This is a genomic window from Stenotrophomonas sp. STEN035 (assembly GCF_056759935.1).
This window is the reverse complement of record NZ_JBRRDY010000007.1, coordinates 116,573-135,907: the sequence shown is the minus strand read 5'-3', so window position 1 is coordinate 135,907 and position 19,335 is coordinate 116,573. Positions and strand designations below refer to the sequence as shown.

Annotated in this window: 17 protein-coding genes and 5 tRNA genes; 9 read left to right on the top strand and 13 right to left on the bottom strand. The window is 59.4% G+C overall.

Annotation, left to right across the window (positions count from 1 at the left end):
* Positions 1–45: 45 nt before the first annotated feature.
* On the bottom strand, positions 46–414 hold the full coding sequence (locus ACVOLL_RS05740; RefSeq protein ID WP_481512017.1) for a response regulator: 369 nt from the start codon (positions 412–414) through the stop codon (positions 46–48).
* A 122-nt stretch (positions 415–536) separates the two neighbouring features.
* On the opposite strand from ACVOLL_RS05740, the gene ACVOLL_RS05735 reads away from it, so the two are divergent.
* Positions 537–623 (top strand) — tRNA-Leu (locus ACVOLL_RS05735).
* Positions 624–911: 288 nt separating this feature from the next.
* Here ACVOLL_RS05735 and ACVOLL_RS05730 read toward each other — a convergent pair.
* From ACVOLL_RS05730 to ACVOLL_RS05705, 6 genes are all read right to left on the bottom strand, one after another.
* On the bottom strand, positions 912–1,187 hold the full coding sequence (locus ACVOLL_RS05730; protein ID WP_481512016.1) for a hypothetical protein: 276 nt from the start codon (positions 1,185–1,187) through the stop codon (positions 912–914).
* A gap of 185 nt (positions 1,188–1,372) precedes the next feature.
* Positions 1,373–1,448: transfer RNA gene (locus ACVOLL_RS05725), tRNA-Glu, on the bottom strand.
* A gap of 51 nt (positions 1,449–1,499) precedes the next feature.
* Positions 1,500–1,575, bottom strand: a tRNA-Ala gene (locus tag ACVOLL_RS05720).
* Between the two features lie 134 nt (positions 1,576–1,709).
* Positions 1,710–1,785, bottom strand: a tRNA-Glu gene (locus tag ACVOLL_RS05715).
* A gap of 51 nt (positions 1,786–1,836) precedes the next feature.
* A tRNA-Ala gene (locus ACVOLL_RS05710) sits at positions 1,837–1,912 on the bottom strand.
* Between the two features lie 925 nt (positions 1,913–2,837).
* Positions 2,838–5,792 carry a hybrid sensor histidine kinase/response regulator gene (locus tag ACVOLL_RS05705; RefSeq protein WP_481512015.1) on the bottom strand — a complete coding sequence of 985 codons (2,955 nt, stop codon included), beginning with the start codon at positions 5,790–5,792 and terminating at the stop codon, positions 2,838–2,840.
* A gap of 258 nt (positions 5,793–6,050) precedes the next feature.
* Here ACVOLL_RS05705 and ACVOLL_RS05700 point away from each other — a divergent pair, with 258 nt between their 5' ends.
* Together ACVOLL_RS05700 and ACVOLL_RS05695 are read left to right on the top strand one after the other, a co-directional pair.
* The gene (locus tag ACVOLL_RS05700; protein WP_481512014.1) at positions 6,051–7,280 is read left to right on the top strand and encodes an EAL domain-containing response regulator; all 1,230 of its coding nucleotides are present in this window, start codon (positions 6,051–6,053) and stop codon (positions 7,278–7,280) included.
* 622 nt (positions 7,281–7,902) lie between these two features.
* Positions 7,903–8,598 carry a response regulator gene (locus ACVOLL_RS05695; protein ID WP_481512013.1) on the top strand — a complete coding sequence of 232 codons (696 nt, stop codon included), beginning with the start codon at positions 7,903–7,905 and terminating at the stop codon, positions 8,596–8,598.
* Between the two features lie 52 nt (positions 8,599–8,650).
* Here ACVOLL_RS05695 and ACVOLL_RS05690 read toward each other — a convergent pair whose 3' ends face one another.
* Positions 8,651–8,827 (bottom strand): hypothetical protein, encoded by a 177-nt coding sequence (locus ACVOLL_RS05690; RefSeq protein ID WP_481512012.1) that lies wholly within the window; start codon positions 8,825–8,827, stop codon positions 8,651–8,653.
* 260 nt (positions 8,828–9,087) lie between these two features.
* Complete coding sequence (locus ACVOLL_RS05685) at positions 9,088–9,765, bottom strand: response regulator (protein WP_481512011.1); 678 nt, start codon at positions 9,763–9,765, stop codon at positions 9,088–9,090.
* Positions 9,766–10,273: 508 nt separating this feature from the next.
* On the opposite strand from ACVOLL_RS05685, the gene ACVOLL_RS05680 reads away from it, so the two are divergent.
* Both ACVOLL_RS05680 and ACVOLL_RS05675 read left to right on the top strand, forming a co-directional pair.
* Positions 10,274–10,576 carry a hypothetical protein gene (locus tag ACVOLL_RS05680; protein ID WP_481512010.1) on the top strand — a complete coding sequence of 101 codons (303 nt, stop codon included), beginning with the start codon at positions 10,274–10,276 and terminating at the stop codon, positions 10,574–10,576.
* Between the two features lie 189 nt (positions 10,577–10,765).
* The gene (locus ACVOLL_RS05675) at positions 10,766–11,710 is read left to right on the top strand and encodes an AraC family transcriptional regulator (protein ID WP_481512009.1); all 945 of its coding nucleotides are present in this window, start codon (positions 10,766–10,768) and stop codon (positions 11,708–11,710) included.
* A 68-nt stretch (positions 11,711–11,778) separates the two neighbouring features.
* Here ACVOLL_RS05675 and ACVOLL_RS05670 read toward each other — a convergent pair whose 3' ends face one another.
* Positions 11,779–12,144 (bottom strand): hypothetical protein, encoded by a 366-nt coding sequence (locus tag ACVOLL_RS05670; protein ID WP_481512008.1) that lies wholly within the window; start codon positions 12,142–12,144, stop codon positions 11,779–11,781.
* Between ACVOLL_RS05670 and ACVOLL_RS05665 the strand changes: the two genes are divergently transcribed.
* Positions 12,144–13,238, top strand: a complete 1,095-nt coding sequence (locus ACVOLL_RS05665) for an alcohol dehydrogenase catalytic domain-containing protein (protein WP_481512007.1) — start codon at positions 12,144–12,146, stop codon at positions 13,236–13,238. The genes ACVOLL_RS05670 and ACVOLL_RS05665 overlap by 1 nt on opposite strands.
* 41 nt (positions 13,239–13,279) lie before the next feature.
* On the opposite strand, the gene ACVOLL_RS05660 is transcribed toward ACVOLL_RS05665, so the two are convergent.
* Positions 13,280–14,173: a LysR family transcriptional regulator gene (locus ACVOLL_RS05660; RefSeq protein WP_481512006.1), complete on the bottom strand. Its 894-nt coding sequence runs from the start codon at positions 14,171–14,173 to the stop codon at positions 13,280–13,282.
* A 124-nt stretch (positions 14,174–14,297) separates the two neighbouring features.
* Between ACVOLL_RS05660 and ACVOLL_RS05655 the strand changes: the two genes are divergently transcribed.
* The 3 genes from ACVOLL_RS05655 (at position 14,298) to ACVOLL_RS05645 (ending at position 17,531) form a co-directional block, all read left to right on the top strand.
* A complete protein-coding gene (locus ACVOLL_RS05655) occupies positions 14,298–15,347 on the top strand; it encodes an NAD(P)-dependent alcohol dehydrogenase (protein WP_481512005.1) in 1,050 nt (349 codons plus the stop codon).
* Between the two features lie 259 nt (positions 15,348–15,606).
* The gene (locus ACVOLL_RS05650; RefSeq protein ID WP_481512004.1) at positions 15,607–16,101 is read left to right on the top strand and encodes a (R)-mandelonitrile lyase; all 495 of its coding nucleotides are present in this window, start codon (positions 15,607–15,609) and stop codon (positions 16,099–16,101) included.
* 218 nt (positions 16,102–16,319) lie between these two features.
* A complete protein-coding gene (locus ACVOLL_RS05645; protein WP_481512003.1) occupies positions 16,320–17,531 on the top strand; it encodes an MFS transporter in 1,212 nt (403 codons plus the stop codon).
* A 93-nt stretch (positions 17,532–17,624) separates the two neighbouring features.
* Here the strand turns inward: ACVOLL_RS05645 and ACVOLL_RS05640 are convergent, their stop codons facing one another.
* Positions 17,625–18,692 (bottom strand): LLM class oxidoreductase, encoded by a 1,068-nt coding sequence (locus tag ACVOLL_RS05640; protein ID WP_481512002.1) that lies wholly within the window; start codon positions 18,690–18,692, stop codon positions 17,625–17,627.
* Positions 18,689–19,324: a glutathione S-transferase family protein gene (locus ACVOLL_RS05635; protein ID WP_481512001.1), complete on the bottom strand. Its 636-nt coding sequence runs from the start codon at positions 19,322–19,324 to the stop codon at positions 18,689–18,691. The genes ACVOLL_RS05640 and ACVOLL_RS05635 overlap by 4 nt, the downstream gene beginning before the upstream one ends.
* Positions 19,325–19,335 lie beyond the last annotated feature (11 nt).

The window sequence follows — 19,335 nt, the reverse complement described above, 5'->3', positions numbered from 1 at the left end:
CGCGGCTTGCGCCGCTCCCACAACGCATGAATACAGAAGGCCAGCTCAAGCCGGAGCAAGCGCTCGTTGCAGTGCCTGGCTGAGATCGCTGCCGGTATAGGGCTTGGACAGCTTCACGCCGGCATCGAACACCGCAGGCAGCTGATCGATATCCATACCGGTGGCTACCAGGAACGGAATACCGCGCTGCCTCAGGCATTCAGCAACCGGGCTGCTGTTCTCGTTGCATGCCAGCCAATAGTCCAGGAACACGAGCTGAGGCTGCAGCTCCTCGATCATCTGCAGAGCAGTGCTGACCGAGGCGGCGACGCCGCCTACCTGCATGCCTTCCATCTCAAGCTGCATCTGCAGCAGCATGGCGTTCAACTCGTCGTTCTCGACGACCAGCACTCTCGTACCTTCGAGCGAGCCCATCGCTTTCCCCTGTATCCGGATCGATCGAAGTATAGCCAGTCGCCGAAACAGGCATTACACAAATATTTTCAGTCAGGGTCTGCCCAAGCGCCGAAAGCTCCGCTATAATTCCGCTCCTGCCAGCCGAAGTGGCGGAATCGGTAGACGCAGCGGATTCAAAATCCGCCGCCCTTAAAAGCGTGGGGGTTCGAGTCCCCCCTTCGGCACCAGAGAAAACAGGCACCCATGGGTGCCTTTTTCTTTGTCTGGAGTTTGTCGGGCATTTCCATTTTCTTGGCGTACGGCACTGTAGTGCCGAGCCGAGCCGAGCCGAGCCGAGCTTGGCGGGGGTTTTGTCAGTAATGCTTGATCCTAGTCGTTGATGTGGGAGCGGCGTAAGCCGCGAACCCCTGCAGTCGTGCGGCTATCCGGGTGTCTCACTGTCACTCGGGTGGATCTGTTGCTTCGCGGATTGTGCGGATCTTACAAAAACCGCGTGGCTGGCCGCGTTGATGCAGTCAGTGCTGACGCTGTCCCCGGCTTCGCTGTAGTGCACCACCCTTGGCGCCCAGCAAGAACAGTAAAATCCCGGCGCCGAGGATCGACCAGTGCTGCATGCGATCGCCGCTGGTGACGTAAACGGTGCGATCCGATCCTTTTACCTTGAACTCAATCACCTCGCCTTTGGCGGGGTTGGGTGATTGCGAGCGCTCGGCAAAGAGATGGTTGGCGTGCAGCGTAGTCCCGGCGAAAGAGAGAAGTGCGCCAGCCAGCAGAATGGCAAGTGCTTTCATGTTCATTGGATGGCCCTTGCCGGTTATCGGCACCGCTCAGCACAGAAGTATGTTGTCCCAGGGGACCGGCTGTCGATGAAGGTTCGACTGCCTACCGACTGCTTTCTCAGCCTTGGCGGGTAGGGCAGCAGTACCGTAAACGCCAGGCAAGAAAAAAGCCCCGATTGCTCGGAGCTTTTTAGAAATGGCGTCCCCACGGGGATTCGAACCCCGGTCGCCACCGTGAAAGGGTGATGTCCTAGGCCTCTAGACGATGGGGACGCGTATTCTTCAAATCTCAAATTGTAGATTCAGGCGGCCTAAGGCCTGAATTGGTGGAGCCAAGCGGGATCGAACCGCTGACCTCCTGCATGCCATGCAGGCGCTCTCCCAGCTGAGCTATGGCCCCACGTTGTTACTAGCCCGCCATTATAGCGGTCTTTTATCGAATTGGAAGCTTTTTCTTCTTCCGTGCAATCTCTTGGGAAGATTGCTTCGATAAAAAAAGACCCGATACGGCTGGGTCCGTTTGTACCTGATGAATGGCGTCCCCACGGGGATTCGAACCCCGGTCGCCACCGTGAAAGGGTGATGTCCTAGGCCTCTAGACGATGGGGACGCGTTATACTCATCAAATTGTCGACAATCCAAACGGCCTAATGTTTGGATTTGGTGGAGCCAAGCGGGATCGAACCGCTGACCTCCTGCATGCCATGCAGGCGCTCTCCCAGCTGAGCTATGGCCCCGGTGTTGCGTTGTTACGTCGTTGCCGAGAAAGAAATAATAGCGGGGCTTCACATTTCCCGCAAGCGATTTGTGAAGAAATTTCTTCATCCAATGAGATTGGGCTGAAAGAGGTTGCGATCTGCTCCCAGCGCTCCCAGCGGACAATGCTGACGCTCGCCAGCGTTGGCGCCCTGCAGCCTTGGCGACGAGGTAGTGCCAACCTGAGGCTGGGAATAAGGCCTGCCAGGGGTGTCGTTGTGCAACTTCTCTCATATGTAGTGCTGGGCTGCCTCTTGAGTGGCAGCGAAGACCCAGTGGTTTACAAGTGCGTTGGTGCAGAGGGGTACTCCTATCAATCGCTGCCGTGCGCGGGCACTGAGCTGAAGCGCTGGAGTGTTGTGTCTGACCCGGCAGATGAACAGACGCTCAGGCGCCGGGCTGAACTGCGTGCTCAGCTGCAGCGGGGCAGGCTGCAGTCGAGCCGCGGTGTCAGGCTCGAACGTAGGCGCGGTGACGTGGCGCCAAAGATGAGCGCCTGCGAGAAAGCACGACAAGGCCGGGATCGTGCCTATGCCAAAGCGGGCCTGAAACGGGATTTTGCGATGTCGAGCTTGTGGGACAACAGGGTTCATCAAGCCTGCAAATAGCTGGTCTGCAATGACGCTGCAGCTGTTCTGCTGTCGATGCGAGGTGCGCGCGCATCTATCAGTCGGCGATGTGGGGTCTGTGCGACGGTATTTAGTTCTGGGAGTTCTGGCGCGATGCGGCAACAGTGCTTGTGGGTCCCCGGTTGCCTGCGGGAAATCGGTTGCACCGCACTGCAGCGGCGGAACATCGATCGCGGATAGGCTCATTCAACGTATTTTTGCCCGCGGATGAGCGCAATGAGGCTGGCCTGAGCTCTCTCCGGCCTTATACCCGCTCATCACGTGTGCTGACGAGAGTCTATTGGCGCCTGCGCTCAAGGGCTGTCCGAGCAGCGGTGTGAAACTCAGCGAGTGCGTCTTCCAGACCGCGCAGAGCTTGTTGCTCCAGAAGTCGCTCCAGTGCGGCAGCCTTCTGCGCAATTTCGGCTTCGTGTATGAAGGCGAATGCGCCGCGAAGAGAGTGCAGGTGCCTCCCGATGACGTCGCTTTGTTGGCTGATGCTGTGTGCTGTCGCGTGTTGAAGAGCTTGTTGGATCGCGAGTATGGAATCTTCCAGTGATGTGATCAGTGGGAGATGCACTTCAGGGGGTAATGCGCCGGTGGCGATGTCACACGGCATCTGCGCGCCTTGCTCGGGAGGGGCGCGTTTGCCGATTGCAGCCAATGTTGTGCGCAGTGCTTCCAGCAGTACTGGCTTGATCAGGATGCTGTTGATGCCCGCCTCTTTGCTACGCGACCTGTCGCGGTCCGAGGCGTGGGCTGTAACCGCGATGATGGGAGTGGCAACCCCGCGCTTGCGCAGGGTGCTTGAGAAGGCGAAGCCATTCATGCCAGGCATGTTCAGATCGGTCAGTATCAAGTCGTAGTTCTGACTATCGAAGGTGGCGATCGCCGCAGCGCAGTCTTCGAACGTACTGGCGCTGCAGCCCAGCGTCTCGAGCTGCAGCTGCAGCAGTTTCCGGTTGGCAGGGTGGTCATCGACCACCAGCACATGCAGCGCGGTGTGTTGCGGTGCCCCCGTAGTGTCTGGGCGCGAGTTTTCATTCAGCCTGACAGGGCCTGCTGCTGGCAGTGGCAGGGTGACAATGAAGGTGCTGCCATTGCCAGGGGTGCTCTTCACTTCGATGCTGCCTTGCATCAGCTCCGCCAGGCGCCTGCAAAGCGCAAGCCCGAGTCCAGTCCCGCCGTAGCGTCGAGCGATCGTGGAGTCTGCCTGCGAGAAGGTAGTGAACAGAGCCGCTTGCTGCGCCACACTCATGCCGATGCCGGTGTCGCTCACCCCGAGCACGATGGCAGAGTCGCTGGCTGAGTCATTCTGCAGATAGACCTCGACCAGAACATCGCCGGATTCAGTGAATTTGATCGCGTTGCTGATGAGGTTGAAGATGACCTGCCGAATGCGTGTTGGGTCACCCATGTAGCGAGGGTGCAGGCCATCATCAACAATGAGTTCGATTCCCAGTCCTTTGGCATGGGCCATGGGTGAGAACATGTCGATACATTGTTGCGCGACTTCATTCAGGTCGAAAGGTATCGACTCAATCGTCATCTGTCCGGACTCGACCTTGGAGAAGTCCAGAATGTCATTGATGATGTTCAGCAAGGCAGAGGAGGATGAGGTGACCGCGTGTAGTCGACTGCTTTGTTCTGTAGTCAACGTAGTGCGCTCCAGCAGCTCAAGGTTGCCCAGGATTGCGTTCAGCGGTGTGCGGATCTCGTGGCTCATGATGGCCAGGAAGGTCGATTTGGCTTCGTTCGCGGCCTCCGATGCGGCCCGGGCGTTCTCCAGCTCCTGCTCAACCTTTTTGCGCAGGGTGATATCAGTGAAGTTGCACAATAGAACATCCATTCCCTGGTACTTGGTGGGGACGATGCTCGCCAGCAATGCGCATTGGTTGCCGTCGCGGGTCTGGATGTCCAGCTCGATGCCCGGCGAAGCTATCGCCTCGGTGTCATGCGTATTGAATGCATCAAGAAAACGCAGGTGCAAAGGCTGTGCTGCATCGCTTATCGCCGATGCATAGGAGACCATGACCGAATTCTTCAGCAACACTTCGCCTGTTGAAAGCGATAGAAGTGCTTGCCCGAAGGGGGCGGTTTCGACCATTGTCCGGTTCAGGTTCTCGCTCTCGATGATACGTTCCGAGCGTAAATAGCCAGGCCGGAAAACCTTGTGTTCAATCAACAACAGCACTGCCCAGACAAAACTTATTGCGAGCAGCATCGCAGCGATGTAGGCCAGCAGGGTGGGCCAGAGCGCGGCGATGATGGTCCTCCATGAAAAGGTGTGAATCAGATGCCAGCCAGCGTTGGCGGAGGAGACTGGGTCGGTTGCGACAAAACGCCCATCCTTCCTCTCGAATCTGCCACGTTTGTCCGCGGGTGCCCCAGCGGCCCAGCGATGGATCGGGAGTTGCGATATCTCGCGGGCATTTGGTTGCTGCGCGCCAAGAAAAAGATCGCCCTGAGGGCTGGCAATCAGCCAGAACTCATCGGTCTGCGTTGAGGCGAGCGATGCGGCCACCAACTCCACAGGGTAGGACGCCACAAACAACGCAAACGGCTGCGTTTCAGAAAAGGCCTGTTGCTGCAGAAACAGCGAAGGCCTGCCAGTAAGTGGGTCATTTGCAATGGGAAGCCACACCGGCCCGGCAGATGTTGGCTGCTGACCGCCTGTTGCGGGGGGGCGCGGCTGATGTGGTGTCAGTCGCTGGATGAGAGTCGCGGTAGGCTCGTTCTCGTGCGTGGCCAGCAGGTTGCCGTCGGGCAGAGGGCCTACCCCGAGGAAGGTTCTGTGCGGGTTGAAAAAGTAGATGGATGCCGTCAGCGCCCGGGCGAAGGTGCCGGCCTGATGGCTGACTTCATCGGCCAACTTCAGATAAGGGGCGAAACTCTCCATTGGTTGCCCTTGATCCGCGTCGCCAAGAACAAGTACTCGCGGTGAATTGGCAGAGCGCTGGATCGTCATGCGGCCGCGGTTGTCGGCGAATCTGCTGACAAGCGCGTCGTCGGGTTCCTGCCGAGACTCCCAGGCGTACTCTTCCTGTGCGGTAGTGATCCGCATTGCCCCTTCGCGTATCGCAAAAACCGATTGCAGCGCGACCAGGCGACTGGTCTGGTCGGCGTGCCTTTCCGCGATGTAGTCCCTGATCTGTGAGTGGATTACCACTGCGGTCACCGCGCCCAGGATCAATGTCGTGACGATGCCGCCGACATAGAGAAGGCCGCGCTGGTGCCGGCTCAGCAGTTTCAAGGCATTTGCTCGGGAGGGCGTATCAGGGCTCGTATGTTCTTTTGCGGCGCCTGTCTCAGAGGCCATTTGAGATCTCACTCGCGTTTGGTTGCTGCCCGTTGATGTAGCGAAAAGCCCAGTTCCAAGGCGTGGTCTGAAGGTTGAGAGGTGAATATTCGGACTGGGCCGATGTAGGCCGGACGGCTGCGCTGGAACAATGACCTCGTCGAAAACAGCCCCTTCCCTGATACCGCCGCTCCTGGCGTGGAGACATCACCCATGAACGCTCTTGCCCAGTTTGTATCACGACGACCGGAAGCCCGGATGATCCAGAATGCGCTGGTGGTTGATGGCAATGAATTGCAGCATCTTCCGATGGTCAAGGTATTGCGTCAATCAGGTGTGTCTGAAGTTGTATCGGCCCTGGATGGGGCCCGTGCCGTGGCTGCACTGCGCGACCGAAGCTGGGATCTGGTCGTGCTCGATCTGGATATCGTCGACCTTACCGGCCTGCAGGTGATCGACCTGCTGGCCGAGCGTTGCCGGACCGCCCGTCTGGCCATCGTGAGCAGCCAGCCGAGCCGGATTTTGAACGCGGCATCGGCCTATGCCGCCCACCGAGGGCTTACCGTGGTTGCTGCGCTGCGCAAGCCGCTGAAGGCGGAGCAGATCAGGAACATCATTGCAGTATCGGTCGAGCAGACGATTACAAGTCAAGACGCTTTGGCACCAGCCAAGCCCGGTACGCAGGAGTTCTCCCGCGACGAGCTGCGGGGCGCGCTGCTGGAGCAGCAGATCCAGGCCTATTACCAGCCGCAGCATTGCGCCATCACCGGCGTTCTGCGCGGTGCTGAAGTATTGGCACGGTGGCACCGGGTCGATGGCTCGGTGTTGGCGCCGGCCGAGTTTCTCCCCGCAATCGAGCGCGAGGGGCTGCTTGAGTCGCTCACCAGCTACATGTTGTCCTGTGCGTTCGACTGCATCGCCGGTGAAGATTCGGGTTCATCGTTGTTGATGGCCGTCAACGTTCCTGCGCGCGTGGCGACCGGTGTGCATTGGGCGCAATCTGTTGCCGACCATGCCTACCATGCAGGTGTTGATCCGAGCCGGGTGGTGATCGAGATCACCGAGGACGGCGGGGAGTTGTGCAACCCGGCATTGGCCGGGGCGGTTACCCAGCTACGCCTGCGTGGTTTCAACTGTGCCATTGATGATTTTGGCAGCGGCGACTCCTCGTTGGACAGATTGTTGCAGGTGCCGTTCAACGAGCTGAAGATCAACCGCAGCATGTTGGTGGAAGCACGCGATCATGCCCATGCCCGCTGTCTGCTTGCCAGCACCATTGCCATGGCCCGGCAGATGGTTGCCACTGTCGTCGTCGAAGGCGTCGAAACCTACATGGATCTGGACATGGTGCGCAGTTTGGGCTGTCACACTACCCAGGGATACCTGCACGGTCGTGCAATGCCCAAGGCCCACTACCTGCACTACATCGGCCTTCAGCACTGAATCGATTGGGGGCGCTGGCACTCGGGTCGGGCACAGCCTGGACGATGCCAAGCGTGAATCCTTGGCTTTGTCAGTAGTTTCTGTGCCCAGCACCGATGCCGATAGCGTGTATTTGCTCCCCCCTGGCCGCACGGCCGGGGTATTGGTATTGAGTCGGTAGTGGTAACGCTGCTTTGTGGGTGATCGCCTTGCTGCGGTTGCATGCCAAGCCGACGCATGCCTTTCGGCCACCTACGACGGAGCTGGATGTTTACGCACTGGCTGCAATGGTGGCTGGGTTCGGGGTGGTAGAGAGGGGTGATCAGTCCCGCCTTCCGTATGGGGCTCAGCGGGTCGCAGCATCCGGGAGGCGCGGTGCTAAGGGGGGGGGGCAGTATCGGGCTGCGGGCAGCGGCTCCGCCGGTCCGAGTGCAGCCGAGCCTCAGCCGTGTGTAGAGTTGGCTAAGTGCTTGGCTGCAAGGAGTTAACCCTCCGTGCAACGAAGGGCTAAATTTTTACTCAGAAGTCTTTGTCTTTGAGCGTGATGTGACATAAATTCTGTCCAGAAGTGCCTCGCAGGGTAGGGGATGCCTCCTCAGCCTGGATTGGCCAGCTGTCAGCGCACTTCACGGAGAGCCTTGCCATGAGTGGTTTCAAGATCAGAGTGATCTTGGCTGACGATCACCCGGGCATGATCGCTGGGGTGAAGTACGAGCTGTCATCGGTCGGCACCCTGGAGCTTGTCGGGACTGCCGCCGATTCGACTGAGTTGATGGCCCTGCTCAGCGGCGTTGCATGCGATGTTGTGGTCTCCGACTACGCAATGCCGGCGGGCGACTTCGGGGACGGGATCGCTCTTTTCGGAATGATCGCCAGGCGCTACCCGCAAGTAAAGCTGGTAGTGCTTACCATGCTTGATAATCCGGCAGTGCTGCACACTTTGCTGACGCAGGGGGTGACGTGCATTGTCAGCAAGTCGGATGCGCTGACGCACCTGGTGCCTGCTGTCCATGCCGCGCAGAGTGGCGGCAAGTACTACTCGCCTACCATTGAGAAGGTAGTTCAGGGCATCGAACTTAACAGGCGCAGCCGCAACCCTGCGGGCATTTTGAGCATCCGGGAGTCCGAGGTAGTGCGGCTCTATGCATCGGGATTGACGGTCAACGAGATTGCCGAGCGCCTGCATCGCAGCAAGAAAACCATCAGCACACAGAAGGCCAGCGCGATGGAGAAGCTGTCCATCGAGAAAGATGTTGATCTGCTGCGTTACGCCATGGAGAACGGGCTGGTCACTTCTTCAGGTGGCAATTCGGCCACGTCCGAGGCAAGTGAAAGCTGAGCGCTTTGGGGTATAGAGCCGCTGCGCAATCCTTATCAAAGCCCGGGCTGGGTCATTCGACGTCCAGCCCGGTTTTGCCGGACTCCCACTGCAGCATGATCTTGCGCCTGCGCTGTGGCGAGGCATACATGAATAAATTGAGTGTCTCCAGGAACTGATTCTTCTGGAGGGTGGATAGTCGGGCGAAGCCGATCAGCAGCCGTTTCACGTCTGCGGTTTTCTTGTCCATCTATGTATGTTCTCAGCCGCAGCTCAAAAGCAAAGCACGCATGCGAGCGCCACATTGGCGCCGCACAGGGAATTTGCTCATGTTGTGTCAAGCGGTCTGGCGCAGCCATAGGACCTGTCCCAATAAGGCGGAGATATCTTGCCTTTTGGTTGGCCCTTAGATTTCGGAATTGACTCCCAAGTTGACTGTGGCGGCTGACTTGTGGCGGTTGTCGGCGTGAGCTCGCGACGAAGAAAACGGCGGCATACGATCTGCTCGGCTCAGGACGCGCGGGCGATTGAAGGGCCAGCTTCGGCGTCGGCCAGGCCGGATTCGATGCCGTACCTCAACAAGTCGACATCACGCTTCAAGCCCAGCTTCAACATTGCGGCGCCTTTTTGGGTGCTGATGGTTTTTTTGCTGCGGCTCAAGCGCTCTGCGATCTCGTTGACCGTCAATCCAGAGACAAAGAAGCGGATGACTTCCAGTTCCCGGGTCGTCAGTGTCTGCACACCCGAGCTTCCAGAGGTGACGGTTCCGGCGATCTCGGTGATGGTTGGAGACAGGTAGCGACCGTTGGCAAATGCGCCATGCACGGCGGGCATAAGGTGATTGAGCGAGTCGGACTTGCTCAGGATGCAGGAAATGCCCAGGGTCAAAAGTGAGTGCACGATGCCGGGATTCTCCAACATGGTGAGCACTACGATCTTTATGGATGGATAACGTTTTTTGACCAGCTTCAACAGCGCTATGCCGTCGCCGTAACGCCCCCCGGGCATGGAATAGTCGGAAATGAGAACGTCACATGGACTGCGCGCAAGCACATCCATAAGCTCGGTCGAGTTTCGTGCCGATCCCGTAACGGAAATGGTGCCAGCCGTTGTAAGCACGTACTGAAGGCCGGCACGCACGGCTGAGTGATCGTCCGCGAGAACAACGCGGAGGCTGAGTGGCTTCATGGCGGATCGGCTTCAGTTGTTGAAGGGGGAGAAACCTCTGCAGAGCAGACAGCTACGCCGCAGATAGCCGGCGCATGGCATGAAGGGGCAAAGAGGTTGTGGGGTGCTATGCGCCTGTTGTTACTTTATTTGCGTAGTGCCCGCAAAGTAAGCACCACGGGTCTTATTCAATGCGCTGGCTTCGTAGGACATGTCTGATCTTTGGGCAATGGTGGGGCAGGTTTGAATTTGCAACCAGCTTGCTCTGGTAGCTGCTTCAGGTGTTGCCGCGGCTAGGTTTGGAGCTTGGTTTCTCGGGGTTTTGTACGCCGACGCGGACGTCGTGGCGTACGCCGGAGACGCGGCCGCACTATGGAATGTGGTGGTTTTGAAACTGTGGTTTCATTGAAGGAAATCACGGCACGTTAGATGAACGTTTCCCGATGATCGCTGAGCAAGAGCGGCTGGTGGCGAAAGTGCGCGCAATAAGTGATGTATCACATTAATATTGAGTGCAATCTTGTAGGGAATGATGATGGTTGATGATCAAAGTACAGTGGAAGACGACGCTCCTGCGCCCGTAAAACGGCGCGGGCGGCCACGTCTTTACGCTGCGCCGCTATCCCAGGCTGAGCGTGCCAAGCGCTATCGCAAAGCCCGGCAGTGGGATGACAGCAGCTTGGATGATTGCCGTGACCCGGTGCTGATGGATCGGCTGAATTGGGCGTTGAAACATAAAGAGACTTCCCAAGATGCCAAGGCAGCGCTGGATATCTATCTGGAAGAGCTGGTGCGTCGGCATCACAGCAAGGGCAAATCGCTGTTGAAGTAGCTGGAGCGAGCCCGGGCATTGCCAAGAAGATGTTGGCTCGGCTGTACTTGCCCGGCTTCGCTGGGGAAAGAGTTCCCGCTTTGAGTGATCCGCGTTGGATTGGATCAGCGGTCATGCCGCTGTTGCCGGTTGTTGGCGAATGTGGGTTTCGGTCATTCCATTCCAGTGAGGCTTGACTACGCTGACTGCATGACCACGTTGACGGAACTGCAGGAAGCAATTGCCCTGCATAGTGATGCCGGCTTTACGCCTACTGCCATTCCACGCCTGGCGCTGATGCGCTCCGACGATGTCAGCGCCGCCTCGGACGCTGTCTACGAAGCTTGGCTGCTGGTGGTCGCGCAGGGGCATGTGCGATTGACGCTCGGCGAGGCATTTCTCGAACTGCCCGCCCAAGGCTATGCGGTGACATCGGTGGACCTGCCGATGTCCGGCGAAATCTGCCAAGCCAGCCGCCCTTTGCCGTTTCTGGGAGTCGCGCTGAGCTTGGACCCCACGATTCTGGCGGCTGTGCTGTTGGACATGGGGGAACAGCTGCATGATCTTCCGCCATCTGTTGGTATGGCCATGGGGGCGCTTGGAGAGGTATTGCTGGATCCACTGACGCGTCTGGTCCGGTTACTGGCCCAGCCGGGCGATATCGCGATGCTCGCCCCCCTTTATGAACGCGAGGTACTTTACCGGCTATTGCTTGGCGAGCAGGGGGCGATGCTGCGGCAGCTCGCACTGTCTGACAGCAGGCTGTCGCGGGTCAGTAGTGCGATCAGCCACATCCGACGTGAGTACACGTGCCCGATGCGGGTAGAGGTGTTGGCCAGGAACGTGGGCATGAGCTTGTCTTCATTGCACCGGCATTTCAAAGCGGTAACCGGAATGAGCCCCTTGCAGTACCAGAAACGATTGCGCCTGCAGGAAGCACGGCGGCGTTTGGCTGCGCAGCAGCAAAGTGCAGCAAGTATTGCGTTTGCTGTTGGTTATGAAAGCCCATCGCAGTTCAGTCGTGAGTACAAGAAGATGTTCGGCGTACCTCCGTCACGCGATGCGGTGGAGTTCCGCGACAGCATTCTGCGGCCAGCTCGCCCGAGTGAAGTGCTGCAAGCGTCGAACCTGGTATTGAGCGGTCACGAGCATTGAGAGGAACAGGCAAGAACTTGCCGATATCTGGCTACCCGGTCGAGTTCGAACGCTCCTAATCTTCCGCGTCATGCGCTGAGCAGATAGTCATCACACCGCGTGTCGTGGGGCTGTGTACCTGCCAATGCGTGGTGCACTGTCGCGATCGTCGTCTTGAAAAATGGACTGTTGGACCAAGGGATGCCCTGGATCAATCGCGTCGTGAGATGGATCTCGCAATGGCGCAGTGATATGGCTGGTGCATGCAGCTTTATGGAAAGTGACTTGGCCAAGAGTTCAGCATTGGTCGCTTTCTTCCACGCTTCCAAGGCAGCCGTTGGCGAATCAATCCGAGCTGCAGCGAGATTTTCCTGGACATTCGCGACATCCACGCCCACCGCGGATCGGGTTTCCCATTTACTACGCAATGCAACACCATCTGGAGGGTATTTCAATGAAGGCATCCGTCGTCAGTTCATTGGGCGGGCGGTTCGATGTGCGGGACATCGAGCTGGATCAACCCCTTGGCAGGGAGGTGCTTATCGATGTCAAGGCCTCGGGCCTGTGTCATAGTGACCTGACAGTCGCCGCTGCGGGCATTGGCTATGCGCCGCCGGTAGTGCTTGGGCATGAGGTCGCCGGGATTGTGGTGGCCATTGGTGATGCTGTGTCCGACGTGAGTGTCGGCGATCATGTCGTCGCCAGCTTGATTCAGTTCTGTGGGAGATGTGTGCAATGCCTTTCCGGACACACCCACGGTTGCCTGCACCCTGAGGCGACACTGCGCGGCGAAGGCGAACCAGCGCGCTTGCGCGCCACGGACGGTAGCGTAATCAATCAAGGCTATGGACTGGGTGGCTTTGCCGCACAGGTGTTGGCGCATGAAAACCAGATAGTTTCAGTACCGAAAACGCTGCCCTTCGAGCAGGCCGCGCTATTGGGGTGCGGGGTGCTGACCGGGGCAGGGGCGGTGCTTAATACGGCCAAGGTGCAGCACGGGCAGACAGTGATCATCATCGGTGCCGGTGGCGTTGGGCTGAGCGGCATTGGCGGTGCGGTACTTGCCGGTGCGTCGCGGATCATCGCCATCGATGTGGCCGAAGGAAAACTCGTGCGCGCCAGTAGTTTTGGTGCGACCGACTTGATCAACTCCAGCGAGGTTGACCCGGTACAGGCGGTGAAAGCGTTGCTTCCAGGTGGCGCTGACTATGTATTTGACTTCGTGGGTATCCGCAGCGTGATCGAGCAGGGATTACGGATGCTGGCCAAAGGCGGTGGGTTGTACCTGGTTGGCGTCGGTAGTGCTACAACCATCGACCTTCATACCCTCGGTCTTCAATTCAATCAGAACCGGATTGAAACGGTCTATATGGGCTCGTCAAACCTGAAGCGTGACATTCCTTTCTACGCGGATATGGCGCTTGCGGGGCGCTTGAGTTTGGAAGGATTGGTGTCGAAGAAGATCGCGCTTTCGCAGATCAACGAAGGTTTTGATTCGCTGAAGGATGGCGCAATTGCCCGTGTTGTCGTAACAGACTTTGAGAACTGATGGCTCGACACACCAGCTATCACCGCTGCAGATACGTTATGTCAGCCCGCTACTCGCAACGCATCCACCACCAGCGCGAACGCAGCCGAATGTTGCCGGCGGCTGGGGTAGTACAGATGGTAGCCAGGGAAGGGCGGGCACCAGTTCTGCAGCACGCGGACCAGTCGGCCTTCTTCAATGTGCGGGCCGAACTCTTCCTCCGGCAGGAAGGCAATGCCCAAGCCATCCAGTGCCGCCTCTACCATTGGTGGGGAGGTGTTGAATACCGCTTGACTCTCAACACGCACATTCACCTGTCTGCCGTTGCGTTCAAACTCCCAGACATACAGGCCGCCTGAAGTGGCGAAGCGGATGTTGATGCAGCGGTGCTGGGTCAGGTCTGCGGGAACCTTCGGGATTGGGTGCTTTTCGAAGTAGGCCGGCGAGGCGGCAGCGGCCATGCGCACCTTCGGGCTGATCGGTAAGGCGATCATGTCCTTGTCGATACTTTCGCCAAGGCGTACGCCGGCATCGAAGCGATCGGCGACGATGTCGCGCAGCGCGTAGCTGACGTCGAACTCGATGCGGATGTCGGGATAGCGGTGCATCAAGGGCAACAGTTTGGGTAGCAGGATGGTTTGCAGCGAATGATCACCACAGGTCAGGCGCAGGGAGCCGGCCGGCTTGTCACGCAGTTCAGTGAGGGCGTCCAGTTCGGCTTCGATTTCATCGAAGCGATTGCCAATGGCCAGCAACAGGCGCTCACCCGCCGGGGTAGGCGAGACGCTGCGGGTGGTGCGGGTGAGCAGGCGGATCTGCAGCCGTTCTTCCAAGGCCTTGATGGCCTGGCTGAGCGCGGACTGCGAGACGCCCAGCAGCGCACCCGCGCGGGTGAAATTCCCTTCACGCGCCACGGTGACAAAGGCCAGCAGATCATTGAGGTTGCGTCGTGCCATGGCTGCAGTGTGGCACGGTTGATTGATTAGTTCAGCTAATAGTGGCTAGAAGCATTGATTACCTTATCAGCCGAGTCATCGCGGTGGACAATGGCCACCTTCCCCAAACACTGCCGGAGTTCCCATGTCTGTCAAAGCCTATGGCGCCTATGCCGCCGACAAGCCGCTCGAGTCGATGGACATCAGCCGCCGCGCGCCGGGGCCGCACGATGTGCAGATCGACATCGCCTATTGCGGCATTTGCCATTCCGACCTGCATCAGGTGCGTGCCGAATGGGCGGGTACCCAGTTCCCCTGCGTGCCTGGTCACGAAATCGTCGGCCGGGTTGCTGCGGTCGGCGCGCACGTGAGTGGCTTCAAGCCTGGCGATCTGGTGGGTATCGGCTGCATCGTCGACAGCTGCAAACAGTGCGAAGACTGCGATGCCGGGCTGGAAAACTATTGTGACGGCATGGTCGGCACCTACAACGGCACTACCGCGGATGCGCCGGGTTGGACGTTGGGAGGCTACTCCCAGGAAATCGTGGTTCATGAGCGCTATGTGCTGCGTATTGGTCACCCCGAAGACCAGCTGGCTGCGGTAGCGCCGCTGCTGTGCGCCGGCATCACCACCTATTCGCCGCTTAAGCACTGGAATGCCGGTCCTGGCAAGACGGTAGGCGTGGTCGGCATTGGCGGTCTGGGCCATATGGGCATCAAGCTGGCCCATGCCATGGGCGCACATGTCATCGCCTTCACCACGTCCGAGTCCAAGCGCGAGGCTGCCCTGGCGCTGGGTGCGGATGAAGTGGTTGTTTCGCGTGATGCTGCAGCGATGGCAGCACAGGGCAAGCGCTTCGATCTGATCGTCAACACGGTTGCCGCGCCACACGACCTGGATGCTTTCCTGGCACTGCTCAAGCGTGACGGTGCGATGGTGCTGGTGGGGGCGCCGGCCACGCCACACCCGTCGCCGAATGTGTTCAACATGATCACCAAGCGCCGCACCCTGGCCGGTTCGATGATTGGTGGCATTCCGGAAACCCAGGAGATGCTGGATTTCTGCGCGAAGCACCAGATCGTGGCGGATATCGAGTTGATCCGTGCCGAGGAGATCAACGAAGCCTACGAGCGCATGCTCAAGGGCGACATCAAGTATCGCTTCGTGATCGACAACGCCACCATGGGCGGCTGAGGCGGTTCGCCGAGTCGGTAGTTGCCTGCAGCGTTGGCCCTGACGGCCAGCGCTGCAGTGAAGGCGCAGCATGGTCTGCTGGCGGCTTTCACTGCTGTTGCCGCCATGTCGCGTCGCCTAGCATGTATTGCTTATCAAGCGGATCAGCTCAGGGCAGCCGTATCTTTCATGGGAAACCAGCCAGCCCATCATCCTGATGGTTGCTGGACGCTTCCCGACCGTCCAAAGCCTTGGGGGGCCGGTCTTTCAAGGAACACCTATGCAGGATTCACTGAAGAGCCTTGGGCTCATTGCGGTGGCTGTGCCGATGGCCGCGATCGCGGAAGTGCCGGTATCCGCAGCTTCAACAACGCAGCATGTTTCGGAAGCTGGCAGTCGGCCATCGCTCGCAGGCGCTGCGGAGTATTTCACCGGGCGCGTACGCGTCGACCCGGTGTGGTCTGCCGACCCAGTGCTCACTGCCTCCGGCGCCTGGGTCACCTTCGAGCCTGGCGCGCGTTCGGCCTGGCATACGCACCCGGCAGGACAGCGTCTGGTGGTGATGTCCGGGGTTGGGCTTACCCAGGAATGGGGCAAGCCTGTGCAGCAGATCCGGCCGGGCGATGTGATCACCTGCCCGGCGGGCGTCAAACACTGGCATGGTGCCGGGCCGACAACGGCCATGACCCATCTGGCGGTCACCGGCGTGCTCGATGGCAGCAATGTCGAGTGGATGGAGCAGGTGAGTGATGAGCAGTATCACGCCGCTCAATAGCCTCACGCCTTTCCTGTCTTCGCATCTTGCTGGGGAAGATCCACAGCGCGCACGAAGGCTGCACGCGTCCTTGTGACCAGGTGGTAGTAGGTAGCTGTGGTTCTCGCGACACGGTGATGCTCCCGCCGTGGTTCTGGACGCAACGAGTCCGCTTCTGTGCCGGCACCGCGGCAACACCGCGCTGCCGATCAATACAAACATCATGAAAGAGGTTTCTCATGTCGACCCCCGTCGTCGGCACGCCCGTGCGTGCCTTTGTGGAGCTGGACGAGGCTGCATCGCACTGGAGTGGCGTATTCGCCATGACCCTGTGCGTGTTCGCCTTGATCGCCTCCGAGTTCCTGCCTGTCAGCCTGCTCACGCCGATGGCTGCCGATCTGGGTGTAAGTGAAGGCCTGGTGGGGCAGGGCATCGCCATCTCGGGTGCGTTCGCGGTGGTCACCAGCCTGTGCATAGCGCGACTGGCAGGCAATGCAGATCGCAGGACCTTGCTGCTCGCATTGACCGCATTGATGGCCGTGTCTGGCAGCGTGGTGGCACTGGCACCAAACTACCCTGTGTATCTGGTCGGGCGCGCGCTTATCGGCGTGGTTGTCGGTGGATTCTGGTCGATGTCTGCGGCCACCGCCATGCGGCTGGTGCCTGCTGCGCAGGTGCCACGCGCTTTGGCCATCTTCAATAGCGGAAACGCTTTGGCGACCGTGATTGCGGCGCCGCTGGGCAGCTATCTCGGCGCCGTCATGGGCTGGCGCAGTGCCTTCTTCTGCCTGGTTCCGATCGCACTGATAGCGTTGGCGTGGCAGTGGTGGAGCCTGCCGTCGATGAAGGCTGAGCGTGTCGATGCAGCCAGTGGCGTGCTTCGTCTGCTCAGTCGCAGGGCCGTGGCGCTTGGCATGGCCGCCTGCGCAGCATTTTTCATGGGGCAGTTCGCACTGTTCACCTACGTGCGACCTTTCCTGGAGACGGTGACGCAGCTCGACGTGTCTGCGCTGTCCTGGGTGTTGCTGGGGATTGGCTTGAGTGGATTCATCGGCACCGCCTTGATTGGTGGCGTACTCAAACAAGGTCTGTATCGGGTGCTGATTGTCATACCGATACTGATGGCAGCGATCGCGCTGGCCTTGATACCGATGGGGCGCTCGCTGACCGCTGTCGCTGTGCTGCTTGGGTTGTGGGGGCTGCTTGCCACCGCTGCGCCGGTGGGCTGGTGGAGCTGGATTGCGCAGACGCTGCCCGGTGAGGCGGAAGCAGGCGGGGGCCTGATGGTGGCGGTGATCCAATTGGCTATCGCGTTGGGGTCTACGCTTGGAGGGCTGTTGTTTGACCACAGCGGCTACCAGAGCACCTTCGTCATGAGTGCAGTAGTACTTGCATCGGCTGCGCTGCTTTCCGTGGTGATTTCACGATTGCCTGCTGAGCCCAGTCTGTAGGCATTCCTCCGTGTAGCGCGCCTCCCGCCAGGATCTGTTCCTGGCGGGACACGCCGACAAACATCGCCGTGACCCGGCAACTCGATGACTTTGCTACCAACGAATCGCTGGCGGTACCGGCGAGTCGTGCGAAGGGAACAGGGGAAGCACGCATTCCGACAGCTCCTGCAGAACGTCCTGTGCCGGACGCTGACTGAACTGGATTCCCAGGGCCGCATGGTTGACGCCTGCACGCTGCCATTCACCGAGCAGGTCGATCAGTCCGTTGCGCCCGGTCCGCAAGGTGTAGCCGCCATCGATAGCCGTTCTGGGATGGCTGGGGTCATCCATCAGATCGATCCACTCGTTGGTGACGTGCGGGCGGAAGCCGCCATCCCCGATCAATCCGCGCCACGCGCGTATCTTCTCGGCCAGACGCTTGGGGCCAGCAGCGTGATGGGTGACATCCGGGTAGGTCAGCCAACCATCGGCATGTTCGGCAACCCATTGCAGCGACTGCCGCGAGGTTCCGGTCACCAACAGTGGCACCGCAGCTGCCACCGGCTTGGGCAGCAGCTCGACGCCTTGCGCACGACCAAGGGGCGAGTTGATGTTCAACATGCCCGGTTGCATCAACTCGCGGACGTAGCTGACCGTATCTGCGAAGCGCTCGGCACGTTGTGCGTGTTCGATGCCATACGCCGGAAACTCAACTGGCCTGTCGCCAGAAGCGATACCCATCACCAGGCGCCCACCAGACAGCTGGTCAATGGTGGCTGCCGACTTGGCCAGGTCGATGGGGTGCCGCAGCGAGAAAATGGCGCTGCCAGTGGCCAAGGCAATGTGCTCGGTCTGTGCAGCAAGGAAAGCCAAATAGGTAAACGGGTCGAAGACCTGCCCCGCATCGCCGAACAAAGGGTCGAACAAGGGAACGTCGCGTACCCAGACTGCAGCAAATCCAGCGCGATCCAGTTGAGCAACCAGCGCGGACTGCCCGGCCAAGACCCGCATGTCGCCGCGATAGAAGCGCAATGGCAGGAAGATGCCAAGGCTCAGTGCGTCTTGGCGGAACATCCGCTGGTAACCACGGTGGTGCGCAAACGCGGGAGCGGACGCACCCTTGAGCGCTGTTTGCATACCGATGCTGTTGTTCAATGCGCTCACTTTCTGGTTCTCTATCATGCGCCGGTCGCCGGTTCGGGGATAAGTACGCCGCGTTGTACGGCGGGTCGTTCGGCGACACGGGCGTGCCAATCGCTCAAGTTCGGATAGGCGCTGAAGTCCAGGTCGATGACACGGGCGATGTGCGTCCAGCCAAAACCGGCGATGTCGGCGATGGAGTATTCGTCTCCGGCCAGCCAAGGCCGATCAGCCAGACGCTGATCCAGGGTCGCGAAGAACTCGTCGCTCAAGCGCCGGTAGCGCTCAATCGCGACCGGGAGTGTTTCGTCGGCAAACATCTCGAAGTGAACGCGCTGGCCAAGGATCGGTCCGACGCTGGCGGCATGGAACATCAGCCACGTGATCGCTTCCCATCGTGCCGTGGCTTGCTGGGGCAGAAGACGGCCGCTCTTTTCAGCCAGGTACAACAGGATGGCAGCCGACTCGAACACAGTGATGCCAGCGGATTCATCCACAAGCACGGGAATGCGCGCGTGTGGGTGCAGTTTCAGGAAGTCCGGATGCCGGTGCTCGCCTTCGGCGATGCGCACGTGATGCAGCTGATAGGGTAGTTCAACTTCTTCTAGCGCAATGCTTATCTTGAAGCCGTTTGGTGAGCTGTCGGTATAGAGGTGAAGTGTTGGGGTTGGCACGAAGTTTTCCT

Coding starts and splice junctions, on each gene's coding strand:
- ACVOLL_RS05650 (WP_481512004.1), top strand. CDS start 15,607: ATGCAGGATTCACTGAAGAGCCTTGGGCTCATTGCGGTGGCTGTGCCG.
- ACVOLL_RS05675 (WP_481512009.1), top strand. CDS start 10,766: ATGACCACGTTGACGGAACTGCAGGAAGCAATTGCCCTGCATAGTGAT.
- ACVOLL_RS05680 (WP_481512010.1), top strand. CDS start 10,274: ATGATGATGGTTGATGATCAAAGTACAGTGGAAGACGACGCTCCTGCG.
- ACVOLL_RS05695 (WP_481512013.1), top strand. CDS start 7,903: ATGAGTGGTTTCAAGATCAGAGTGATCTTGGCTGACGATCACCCGGGC.
- ACVOLL_RS05660 (WP_481512006.1), bottom strand. CDS start 14,173: ATGGCACGACGCAACCTCAATGATCTGCTGGCCTTTGTCACCGTGGCG.
- ACVOLL_RS05700 (WP_481512014.1), top strand. CDS start 6,051: ATGAACGCTCTTGCCCAGTTTGTATCACGACGACCGGAAGCCCGGATG.
- ACVOLL_RS05685 (WP_481512011.1), bottom strand. CDS start 9,765: ATGAAGCCACTCAGCCTCCGCGTTGTTCTCGCGGACGATCACTCAGCC.
- ACVOLL_RS05740 (WP_481512017.1), bottom strand. CDS start 414: ATGGGCTCGCTCGAAGGTACGAGAGTGCTGGTCGTCGAGAACGACGAG.
- ACVOLL_RS05690 (WP_481512012.1), bottom strand. CDS start 8,827: ATGGACAAGAAAACCGCAGACGTGAAACGGCTGCTGATCGGCTTCGCC.
- ACVOLL_RS05655 (WP_481512005.1), top strand. CDS start 14,298: ATGTCTGTCAAAGCCTATGGCGCCTATGCCGCCGACAAGCCGCTCGAG.
- ACVOLL_RS05665 (WP_481512007.1), top strand. CDS start 12,144: ATGAAGGCATCCGTCGTCAGTTCATTGGGCGGGCGGTTCGATGTGCGG.
- ACVOLL_RS05730 (WP_481512016.1), bottom strand. CDS start 1,187: ATGAAAGCACTTGCCATTCTGCTGGCTGGCGCACTTCTCTCTTTCGCC.
- ACVOLL_RS05645 (WP_481512003.1), top strand. CDS start 16,320: ATGTCGACCCCCGTCGTCGGCACGCCCGTGCGTGCCTTTGTGGAGCTG.
- ACVOLL_RS05640 (WP_481512002.1), bottom strand. CDS start 18,692: ATGATAGAGAACCAGAAAGTGAGCGCATTGAACAACAGCATCGGTATG.